Below are 11,311 nucleotides of genomic sequence, written 5' to 3'. Positions count from 1 at the left end.
TGGTTTGATGCGCCCTTTTTCCCTGACTCGCACGCTTTCTGCTCAAGAAAATTTCCAAATCGCTCAATTCAGGGACTTGACATCATACCGCTGGACTTTAAATGACAAGCCAGATCCCTAGGGATCTGGCTTGCTTTTATTGCTTTGCAGCCGCCCATGCGTCCAATTGCTTTTGCTTCTCGGCGATAATCTTTTCGATTCCGGCGGATTTTAATTTCTCGTTGAATTCCGCGAGCTTGTCGGCCGGATCGATCGTTCCCGTTTCGATGATTTTCCGATATTGTTCAATAACATTTTTAACGGCAGTCTCTTCATTCTTGACAGGAGCGGAATCGAAAGCAAAGCCGAACGCTTTCGACTTGATCGCGGAATCGTTAAAGGCTCTGGTTTTTTCCCACAGGTCCGGTTCATCGTTCTTGAATACGTAAGTGTTCATTTGGTTCCCGGTCAAGTAACCTGATATTTTGTACCCGACAGTTTCGCTGTTTACGCCTTGTGGATAATCAATTTGTGTCTCCGACACCTTCACGTAATGTTTCCCTTCGACTCCCCATGCCAACAAATTCGTAATGGCGCTATCCGAGTACATCAGATTGAGCATCATCATTGCACGTTCCGGATTTTTGGATTGCTGAGCAATCGTATACAGCCCTACCAGCATATCCGAAGTCGTCGAGTAAGCTTCCGACAGTGGGATCATAATCATCTCTTTACCGACCAACCGGATTTCGCCGGCTAACATATCCGGCTTGTTCGCCATAAAGTAGGAGAAGCCTTTCCCGGCTTTTACCATCTCCTCCACCGTGGTTTGCGTCGTTGCCGAATCCTTGTTGATATAGCCTGCTTTGAACCATTTATGCATCAGACTAACCTGATCGGCATATTCTTGAGTTTCAAACAAATTGACTAGCTTCAATTCGTTATCATAGCCTGGCAATACGCCATAGCGGTCGCCAAGTTTGTCATACATTCGGTGATATTCCAATGGAGTTGTTAATCCGCTTACGAGCGGCACCACTCCCGCTTCGTTGTCTTTGATGGTCTGAAAGACAGGCTCCAAATCTTGAAATTTTTTAATGGAATTCACATCAATTTTATACTTATCCACCAAGTCTTTTCTCATGAAAATCGCCGATTGCGTAGCGAAAGCCCCGGTTACGGGCACGCCGTAGGTTTTCCCGTTAAGCAAAGCCGCCTTTAAGTTATCGGCGCCGACGGCTTCGACGGCTCCCTGTCCATATTCTTTCAGCAATTCGTCGAGCTCCACAATTTGCCCGCTGGCAACCGAGCTCGAATACATTTGTCCGAAGGTGAAGGCCAAATCCAACTTCTCGCCGCTGGACATCATAAGGTTCATTTGCTGCGTCCAGGTCCCGATGCTGATCGGCAAAATCGTAACGGTCGTGTTGATTTTTGCTTGCGTGATTTTATTGATTTCAGCCTGAACGTCTTTCAGATCCTTCGGAACGGCACCAAATACCGGAAGGGCTATCGTTAACTCGTAAGGATCTTTGATCGCTTCGTTGACATCTCCGGACGCTTCTCCGGAAGCTCCGGCGGAAGGCGTGCTGCTAGCAGCGCCACTACCCGTACTACCGGCGTTCTTCTCGTTGTTCGAGGAGCATGCGGCAAGTACGCCCATAAGCAAAATGGCAATGAGAATCAAATAAATCGGTTTCTTGCTTCCTTTCATCGTTATATCCCCCTGTTGGTTTAATTGCCTTGCTGAGATCAGTATAGCGATTAAAGAAAAAGGCAACTAACACTTTAACGACGTATCGGATAACGCTTTCACGACTTTTCTGATTCCGGGGCCGAGCATCAATCATTGTATCCTGTTTGGAATAGTGAACGCAAAAGCCGAAATCCGATTCGCATCAGGCTCAAACGAGCGATTCTACGATAACGACATGATCGTGAAGAAATCCATCGGTTTATCTTCCATAGGAAGATAGTCGAAATAGTCGAAATAAGCAGGCGTTACGGCGTTCTTCCCATTCCCCGTTGCGTACATCGCAAAGTATACGCCGGTAAAGCCTCCCGCGACTTCCTTGGAAAGAAATGCTGTCTCTCCTTGGCCTAAGACAACGGGCTCTTTGCCGGGAGCCGCATAAGTTAACGTATACAACACTTCGTTCGCTTGAATGCCAAGAATGACCATCGGTTCATCGTAATCTGTTTCCGCAGTGACTTGTACGATGCTTCCGATTCGACGCCTCAATAGAAGCTTAGACTTGCCATCCTTCCTTGTTTTGGCGATCTCGTAATGGAATTTCTCGTTCATGAATACGGCAAGTCCGGCCTCTTCTCCGTCCACGGACGGCTGAAAATCCAGCAAGGTTTCGACTTGGATGTTTTTATGCTGCTGTCTGCGACCTATGAATGCCGGAGATTCTTTGTCGTTCAAGGTGCAAGCCTGACCCCTGAGCGTCAACCACCCCGTCCGCTCCTTAAGAGACCAAGATTCCGGGACGGGATTCCGATAGAAATTCCAAACCGAGTGAAGCTTGTCCGAATGAAATTCATCTCGTATTCCCCACTCGACAGGCTCTCCAAGAGGCAAATTCCCGGCATCGTGCTCGAGCTCGGCGATGCCGTGATTGCCGACAGCCGGCCAGCCTTCTTCGTTCCATGAGACCGGCGCCAAGTTCGTCTCGCGGCCTAAAATATGGCGTTTCGCGTTCGCGACCGGCCGAATGCCTAGAAACACGCACCACCAGCTGCCGTCAGCGGCTTGTACGAGATCCGCGTGTCCCGTCGCTTGAATAGGCTTTGGCGTGCTTCGGTTGGACAGGATCGGGTTAGCCGGATTGCTTTCGAACGGGCCGTACGCGCTGCGGCTTCGCGCGATTGTTTCCATGTGTCCATATTCCGTCCCGCCTTCCGCCACCATCAGATAATACCATCCGTTGATTCGATACAAATGCGGGCCTTCGGGATGGCTTCCGCCGGTACCTTCCCAGATCAGCCGCCGCTCGCTCAATAATTTCCCGCTCTCGATATCGAGCTCCGCTTGGTAAATACCGACCGGTTCCCCATAGAAGTTCGTCGTACCCGTCAAATACGTTTTGCCGTCTTCGTCGAATAACAAGGATGGATCGACTCCTCCCCATCCTTCAAGGAAGATCGGTTCGGACCACGGCCCTTCTGGACGTTCCGACCAGACGTAGAAGCTTTTCTGAATCGATATGTTAGTCGTAATGACGTAAAATCGCCCGTCGTGGTGGCGGATCGTAGGCGCATATATCCCCTGCGACCAACCCGCGGGAAGCTGCCCCTTCAGCGGCAATTGGCTTTCGCGCGTCAATACATGCCCTAACTGACGCCAGTTAACCAAATCCCGGCTATGGAAAATCGGGATACCGGGAAAGTAATCGAAAGAACTCGTGACTAAATAATAATCTTCTCCAACCCTGCAAACGCTTGGGTCTGGATGAAAGCCCGGAATGACGGGATTTTTGAAAGTCGCCATATTATCCTCCTAGACATACTCATTCATGAATGCTGCGCTTAGCTGCAACGATTTGATCGGTGAATCCTCTACCCAGTTCGTATGGGTTTCCAGAATAACGGCTTGCACGCCGCAGCTTTTCGCCGTACTTACGAGCGCTTTAAGATTCATATTGCCGTATCCCAGTTCCATGCTGCCCGACTCGATGATCGAAGCGGTCGGTCCAGTGACGCGGAATCCCCGATCATTGATATGATACAGCTTCATTCTGCTGCCAAGACTGTTCATGAGCGCTAGTGGATCATATCCCGCTTCCGTTGGCCAATAGGAATCGAACTCGAAATTGACATACTTGGGATCCGTTTGTTCGATGAGGACTTGAAACGCGGTTTTCTCCGCATCGACTTTACGCAGCTCGCAATTGTGATTATGGTACAACAGACGGAGGCCTTCCTTCACCAGCATCTTGCCTGCTTGATTCAGTCTTTCCGCAAGGTCAACGACGGCTTGTTTATCCGAAAAATCGAAGCTTCTCAAGCCCGAAACGATAATATTTTCCGTTCCGTACGCTTTGGCATCGGCGACGACGTTCGCTGTTAACGCGAAGATCATATCCAGATCTTCATGCAAACCCACGACTTCCAAACCGGATTGTTTAATCATCGTTTTCCAGTCGAGGTCGGCGCTGCTTTCCAGTTCAAAGCCCGCGGCTTTCGCTATCGCGATCGCAGCTTGGGGCAAAGGCCGAACAAGAAACCCGCACAGCTCGATTCCGTCGTATCCCGCCTCCTTCACGGCCTTCAAAGCATCAATCGCCTGTTGTTCCGTGCCGACTACCGATCTGATTTGAAACTGTTGTACAGCCTTACGTACCATGACATAACCTCCATTTTTGCGACCTGCTACCTTAGTACGATCAATGCTTCGTATGATATTTAATCAATAGCCTCGATCTCGACGGTCTTGCGATCACAGCCTTCAGCGCTCACCTTTACCGTAATTGTGCCTGGTTTCATCGGGCGAATGACCGCCAGTACTTTTCCGTCGAACGTCGTACGCTCGGTATCAAAGTAATTTTCTTCGGATTTCGGATCGGCGCTGCCAAAGCCTTGCAGCTTGCCTGCCCCCTCCACATGGACCGTAACTTTGCGATCGGCGGTGTTATACAGATTACCCTTTTCGTCAACCAGACTGATCATCACGAACGAAAGATCGTTGTCGGATGCGGTAATTTGATTCCGGTCAGCCTCTACGTTCAACTGGATGGGGCCAGTTGCCGAAGCAAGCGTCATCCGTCCGATTTCTTCCCCTTTCGCGTAAGCTACCGCTACAATCTCTCCAGCCTCGTAGATCGTTTCAAATTCCGCCTTGTAGCGATGCTCTTCGCCCGCAGCTGCTTTGCCAACCGATTTGCCGTTCACGAGAAGTTCGACGACCTCCGCGTCGGCATACACTTCCACCTTGACGTGCTTCCCCTCATAACCGTTCCACGTCCAGCTGGACACGGTATCGCTCCAACTCCACTTTGTTGGAACAGGCTGTTTGCCATAATGCTCCGGGCGTTGAACTGCAATGTACGGTTCTTTCCGCAAGCCGAATACGATCTCGCGATAGTAAGATACCGGGCGACGGTGTCCGGTAATATCGATATCGCCGCACCAGGCCGTAAGCCATGGGTACGAGCCGAGTACAGTCCTTTCATTAGGATCATAGGTTACTCTACCAATCCCGGCTTCGCCCAGGTAGTCCCAGCCTGTCCAAGTAAAGTCGCCGATGATGTGACCGTTTTCCTTCACCAATTTCCAATTCGTATCAATTTTCGCAGGAAAAGTCTCGCTGCCGACGATTACACGGTTCGGAAAACGTTCCTTGTCCGACAAGTAGCGCGCTTCCGCGTAGTTATATCCTGCAATGTCAACGTAAGCAAACGATTCTGCTGTTTTTTCCGTTGCCATCTCGCTTTCATTCACCTCGGCCATGGCCTCTCTGTAGAAGTTCATCAACGTATTGATGCCTGAATTCTCAACCGATTTGTTAGTCTGACTCATCTTCATCTTCAAAAATTCTTCTATCGTAGCTAATATAAAGTTGATGGAGTTCGTTACAAAGCGTGTACTGTCAAGAGACCGTACCTTATCTGCCAGGTTCCGTCCCCAAACGGAGCCGACCGATCTCCCGGACTCCGGTATTTCATTGCCGATCGAATACATGATGACGCTCGGGTGATTGTAATCCTTGTCTACCATCGCCTGAATGTCTTTCTCCCACCATACAGGGAAATGAAGTGCATAGTCATGGGCAGCCTTTGTTGAGGACCATACATCAAAGCTCTCGTCCATGACCAACATACCGAGGCGGTCGCATGCGTCAAGAAGCGCCTTGCTCATCGGATGATGCGAACTTCGCAATGCATTAAAGCCCGCTTGCTTCAAAATCTCTACGCGACGCTCCTCGGCCCGTTCGAACGTGGCCGCGCCGAGCACTCCGTTGTCGTGGTGGATGCACGCTCCGCGTAGCTTCACAGCTTCGCCGTTGATGCATAGTCCTTGTTCCGGGTCGAGCGCAAGTGAACGGATGCCGAATGTAGTCGTTTCTTCGTCCAGCCATTCATTGGCCGACAAAATACGCGTTTTACAAACATATAAATGAGGATAATCGACGCTCCAAAGCTTGGGCTGCTTTACATATACGCGTTGGCGCAGCGTCGCGCTTTCCCCGGCGAACAGGGTCATCGGCGCAATGTCATTGGCCACGACATTGCCGGCCGAGTCGACGATTTCCGTTTGAACGGTAACCGTTCGTGTATGAAGCCCTTCATTCTCGACTATGGTCTGGGCGGTAACTACGGTACGTTCCTTATTGATATCGGGAGTGGAAACTTTAACGCCGTCAAGAGCGACATGTACCAGATTCCCTACGATTAATTTGGTATTGCGGTAGATGCCCGCACCGGAATACCAACGGGAATCCTTATAATTCATCGCAACAACTTTGATTTCGTTCTCTTCGCCATATTTCAGGAAGCGGTCGGCTTTAACATAGAAATTCGAGTAACCGAAAGGATGTTGTCCGGCAAAATCTCCATTAATGTACACCATTGCATTAGCGTACACGCCCTCGAATTCGATGGTTACTCTTTTCTCCCTATAACCATCCGGAACGAAGAACGTCTTTTTATAATCGTATTCACCTTCGGAAAAATACCCGACGAAAGCTCCTGCGATGTCCCTCTCGACAGGCTTCAGACGCTCTTTTTCGATCATCGCGTCATGAGGTAGCGTAACCTCTTTTGGAGGCTGCATCCTGAGAGCCGTATCAGAAAAGTTGCCACCCTTTCCCACATTCCAGTTTCCGTTAAAGGAAATCCCAATCACTTCCATCCCCCCCTTCATCATCTATGCAAGTTTATATGCAACCAATTTCATCGATCAAATTGTAAAGCGATAATCGCCGCTACCAACCGTGAATACGATGCGTCCATCTTCATAACGGACATCCGTGAAGTCCTCGAATCCATTCTTCAGGTCGTCTTGGCTGCCCGGAAGCATGATCGTCGCCGTCGTATTGGCCGGCACTTCGAAACGATAGGCGATTCCTTGATCCGTCTTTTCCCAGCTCGATTGAATGGTCCCGTAGAGAGATTCGAACTTAGCGGACGCGTGCGTAAGCGTTCCCCCAGCCAATGGTTTCAAAATAAAATGCTTATAGCCCGGCACGTCCCATACTGGACGGATTCCGGCTATGTCAGCGAAGAGGAAATCGCATACAGCTCCGTACGAATAATGGTTGAGCGATCCAGAGAACTCGCCGTCTGGTTTCAATCCTCTCCAGCTTTCCCAGATCGTCGTCGCTCCCTTGCTGACGGCATACAGCCACGACGGGCAAGACTCTTGCTCCAGCAACCGGAAAGCGATATCCTCATGGCCGAAATCCGCCAGCACATGGAGAATGAACGGCGTCGACAGGAAACCCGTGTTCAGATGATAGTCTTGCTCCGTGACCAGTTGCGCGAGCCTGTCGGCAACGGCTTGTTTTTTGTCGTCATCCGTCAAACCGAATGCAAGAGTACGGACATTCGGCGCTTGCCTGCCTTCAAGAATTTGACCGTCTTCTTTAATAAAATACTGATTGTACACGCGCTTGATTTTGCCGTAGAGCTCCCGGTACTTCGCCTCTTCCTCGGTCTTCCCAAGCACTTGCGCCATTTCGGCAAGCAGCCTGGTCGAATAGCCAAAATAAGCCGTCGAAACGTCAGGGAAGCACCCGCCGGTTTTCGTCAATACCGCAGCCAGATCCGTAAATTCCGTGTCGGTCTCCAGCCACTCACCCCAATGAAACTTCGTATCCCACACGTAATTCGCGTCAAGCTCCCCATCGGTATAATTCTGATAAACCGGGGTATCTTTAAATCGTTGATTCGATTCTTTCGCGCAGGCTGCCATGTAATCCACCCACGCCTTCGCGGAATCGAACTGTTTCTCCAGAATCGACTTGTCGCCATAGCATAGGTACATAGTCCACGGGATAATGACAGCCGCATCTCCCCAACCCGAAGAACCGTCAAGCATACTGGCCACTCCAGGCTTGCGGAACGCCATCATCGGATTGGTGCTTGTCTTGGAAAGCCGATCAAATTCGGCTAAGTTGTGGTATCCGATTACAGTGGGTACCGTGCTTGGCACCGATCCGTCGAGGAACTGCTCGGCTGCCAGATCGGCCATCCACTTTTCGAAGAAAGGGTACACGTTCATGAAAACGGACGCCGTTCTGGAATAGACCTGCGCATCCCCCGTCCATCCGGCCCTCTCCCGTGTAGGGCAGTCGGTAGGAACCTCCATAAAGTTGCCCTTCTGGCTCCATTTGGAGTTGGATACGAGCTGATTGATCAACGGATGCGAGCTAGTGAAATCGCCCGTCTCATCCATGTCGGAGTACACAGCCACCCCTGTAAAGTTCTGCGGATCGATTGTACCCGGGTAATTTTTCAGAAGGACATAACGGAAGCCGAAGATGGCAAAGCGCGGACGGTAGCTCTCTACACCGTTCCCTGCCAAAATATAATGAACCTCTTGGAAATCCACCAATTCTCCATGCGCAAGATTTTGCAACGAGAAGTTGCCGTCCTTGTCCAACGCTTCTCCATGGACGAGAACGACTTCCGTCCCCGCTTCACCTTGAACCTGCATATCGACCCAGCCGGCGATATTTTGCCCGAAGTCCAGTACCGTTTCTCCGTTCGGCGTCCGAAGCACTGTAGGCTTGAAACGTTCTTTCGTTCTTACCGGAACGCTGCGGGTACCGATTAAGTTGTCGTATCCATCCTCTGTAACGGCGACTTGCTCCCATGCGGAATCGTCATACCCGAGCTTGTTCCATCCGTCGATATCGATCGTGGCGTCGTAGACCTCTCCCGCCTTCATGTCCGTCTTCAGCAAAGGTCCGCGGGACGTCTTAAAGGAGTCGTCACTGGCGATAATTTCGCGACTACCGTCCTCGTAGTTCAACACCAGTTGTCCTAAGAAGGCTACTTTATAGCCGAAGTTGTTTTTCAGGCTTGCCCCGCCGGTGGTGCCTCTCCACCAACCGTCCCCGAGAATAACCCCCAGCGCATTCGGACCTTCGCGCAGAAGGCGAGTCACATCGTACGATTGGACCTGTAGTCTCTTGTGATAGGAGGTGAAGCCCGGCGTAAAATGATCTTCCGTACCTTCGATCCCGTTCAAATAAAAGCTGTACAATCCTTTCGCCGTCAGATAGGCTCTTGCCGAGACGAGACCCTTCTTCACGGTAAACTCTTTCCGGATATATGGAGCCGGTTTATAGGCGTCGATGTCTACTTCTTTCTCCGGTTCGATCCAGCTAGCCTTCCAATCCGAAGAGTGCAACAGTCCGGTTTCGAAATACGCCGGCTCGCTGAACGGCGATTCCACTCCATCATTGCTCCATACCTTAACCCGCCAAAATACGTGCTGCATCGATTTCAATTCGGTACCGGCGTACAACACATGTTGCGATTGGCTCGTCTCTATTTTCCCGCTGTCCCATGTCACATCAGCGAAGCTCTCAGCTGCGGATGCTTGCAGTTGATAGGCGCTTTGCATCACATTTCTTCCGTCGCCTCGAAGCTTCCAACCCAGACGCGGCCTGACCGTATCCAACCCCAAGGGATTATCCAGATATTCCGTTCGCAAAGACACTGCTTCAAGCATATTTGTAACCTCCTATACCATTTCCGTTGTAGTTCCTTTCCCTTTTCACGATAACATTTCGGAAAAAATCAGACTAACACTTAGCCGACTTTTTAGATGTCGTTATCACGACTTAAAAAGTCGTGAAAATTCCATCCGTAAAGTCGTAAAAACGTTAGTGAAGCAACCTGGATTGCCTTAAGGTGGAGGTGATAGGTAAACATTCAATATAGGAGGATATTCGATGACAGATTTCTCAAGCGTCAAAGTCAAAGTTGCAATTGTAACCGGAGCGGCGGATGGCCTTGGCAAGGCTATTGCGCAATGCTATGCGGAGAACGGCATGAAGGTCGTTGTTTCCGATATCAATGCCGACAAGGGATCGAAGGTCGCTGAGGAGATTCGAGCTGCGGGCGGAGAGGCAGTCTTCTTCAAAGCGGATGTAAGCAAAGAAGATGAAGTAAAAGGACTCGTCGATTTCGCTGTCGCGACGTACGGTCGATTAGATGGCCTTGTAAATAATGCCGGAATTGCAGCGGAGAATAGACCTACGCATGAATTTTCGGTGGCTGAGTTCGATAAATTAATGGCGATCGACTTACGCGGCGTCTTCCTGGGGATGAAATTCGCCGTCGAAGCGATTCTGAAGACCAAGTCGACTGGCGGGTTCATTATTAACGTTGCTTCCCAAGCAGGAATATTGGGCAACAGCTCCATGGCTACTTATGTTTCCGCCAAGCATGGCGTGGTCGGTCTTACGAAGAGCGCCGCCCTCGACTATGCGCCGCACAACATCTCCGTCAATGCGATTTGTCCGGGAACGTTCCGAACCTCCATCTGGGGACAAGCACCTGAGGAAGTCGTCTCTCAATACGCGAAGCTCCTGTCCCCGAACGGAAGGCTAGGCGACCCTAAAGAAATCGGTCATTTGGCCTTGTTTTTAGCCTCTGATTTGGCGCGTTACATCAGCGGTTCCGCTATTGTGATCGATGCCGGCTCGCACGCGGGCAAGGTGACTCCCGTCCAATGGGCTCACCCGGAAATTTTGGAGTAACGCAATTTTCCTAGAAAATAACTTCCTTAAACGGGAGTTATTTTTTTATGCGCTCTTGGAAAGGCGGTTTGCTGCTTCTAAAACTACAGAAAAAGGCCTCCCAAAATTCAAGGAGACCTGAGTAGTAACGAATGATTTATCTATTTTTTAATTTGGTTTAACGCTTTGTTAAGCTGAATCAGCTTCTCATTGGGCATCCTGCCTGCACAAATCCTTCTAACAGTAAATCTATTGACCATCTCTTGCATTTTTGCATCCATCTGAGAAGCTAAAGAAGCCTGACTATTCTCAGAGCCATCACCTGCTAATATTTTATGCATTTCCTGTATGATTAACGCCCCCTGAGGATTACTCGCAACTTCTCCTACCTTATCATTTATGGAGAAATATCCATCCGGTGTTGCTTTCATCCTCGCACTTTACTGCTTTTGCAACCAACCTTGTTTCGCCTGAGATAGGTACGTCAAATGCACATCGCTATTTTGCTTTCCAAGACTTTTCCCATCGGCGAACAATTCAACTTCCGGCTGGTTTGAATAGACCGTAACCCTGGTAACCTCCTCAACCCTGTCCACATATCTCTTTCCGCAGATATGTACGAACGGTTCATCGGTCAAC

8 protein-coding genes are annotated in these 11,311 nt (G+C 50.0%); 1 reads left to right on the top strand and 7 read right to left on the bottom strand.

Going from position 1 to position 11,311, the window contains the following annotated elements; all coding sequences use genetic code 11:
* Positions 1 to 136 precede the first annotated feature (136 nt).
* From ACFO1S_RS12890 to ACFO1S_RS12870, 5 genes are all read right to left on the bottom strand, one after another.
* Positions 137 to 1,693 carry an ABC transporter substrate-binding protein gene (locus ACFO1S_RS12890; protein WP_204605347.1) on the bottom strand — a complete coding sequence of 519 codons (1,557 nt, stop codon included), beginning with the start codon at positions 1,691 to 1,693 and terminating at the stop codon, positions 137 to 139.
* Between the two features lie 204 nt (positions 1,694 to 1,897).
* The gene (locus ACFO1S_RS12885; RefSeq protein ID WP_204605346.1) at positions 1,898 to 3,472 is read right to left on the bottom strand and encodes a glycoside hydrolase family 43 protein; all 1,575 of its coding nucleotides are present in this window, start codon (positions 3,470 to 3,472) and stop codon (positions 1,898 to 1,900) included.
* A gap of 9 nt (positions 3,473 to 3,481) precedes the next feature.
* Complete coding sequence (locus tag ACFO1S_RS12880; RefSeq protein ID WP_204605345.1) at positions 3,482 to 4,327, bottom strand: sugar phosphate isomerase/epimerase family protein; 846 nt, start codon at positions 4,325 to 4,327, stop codon at positions 3,482 to 3,484.
* 59 nt (positions 4,328 to 4,386) lie between these two features.
* Complete coding sequence (locus ACFO1S_RS12875; RefSeq protein ID WP_204605344.1) at positions 4,387 to 6,825, bottom strand: glycoside hydrolase family 2 TIM barrel-domain containing protein; 2,439 nt, start codon at positions 6,823 to 6,825, stop codon at positions 4,387 to 4,389.
* Between the two features lie 54 nt (positions 6,826 to 6,879).
* The gene (locus tag ACFO1S_RS12870) at positions 6,880 to 9,660 is read right to left on the bottom strand and encodes a family 78 glycoside hydrolase catalytic domain (RefSeq protein WP_204605343.1); all 2,781 of its coding nucleotides are present in this window, start codon (positions 9,658 to 9,660) and stop codon (positions 6,880 to 6,882) included.
* 223 nt (positions 9,661 to 9,883) lie between these two features.
* Between ACFO1S_RS12870 and ACFO1S_RS12865 the strand changes: the two genes are divergently transcribed.
* Positions 9,884 to 10,693, top strand: coding sequence for an SDR family NAD(P)-dependent oxidoreductase (locus ACFO1S_RS12865; protein ID WP_204605342.1), 810 nt, complete (start codon positions 9,884 to 9,886; stop codon positions 10,691 to 10,693).
* A 140-nt stretch (positions 10,694 to 10,833) separates the two neighbouring features.
* Here ACFO1S_RS12865 and ACFO1S_RS12860 read toward each other — a convergent pair whose 3' ends face one another.
* Together ACFO1S_RS12860 and ACFO1S_RS12855 are read right to left on the bottom strand one after the other, a co-directional pair.
* Entirely contained in the window at positions 10,834 to 11,103 is a 270-nt protein-coding gene (locus ACFO1S_RS12860; protein WP_204605341.1) for a hypothetical protein, read from the bottom strand.
* A gap of 9 nt (positions 11,104 to 11,112) precedes the next feature.
* Positions 11,113 to 11,268, bottom strand: coding sequence for a DUF4982 domain-containing protein (locus tag ACFO1S_RS12855; RefSeq protein WP_378126893.1), 156 nt, complete (start codon positions 11,266 to 11,268; stop codon positions 11,113 to 11,115).
* Between the last annotated feature and the right edge of the window lie 43 nt (positions 11,269 to 11,311).

Origin of the sequence: Cohnella boryungensis, assembly GCF_042651945.1 — a bacterium.
Taxonomy (GTDB): domain Bacteria; phylum Bacillota; class Bacilli; order Paenibacillales; family Paenibacillaceae; genus Cohnella; species Cohnella boryungensis.
This window is presented reverse-complemented; position numbering and strand designations above follow the sequence as displayed.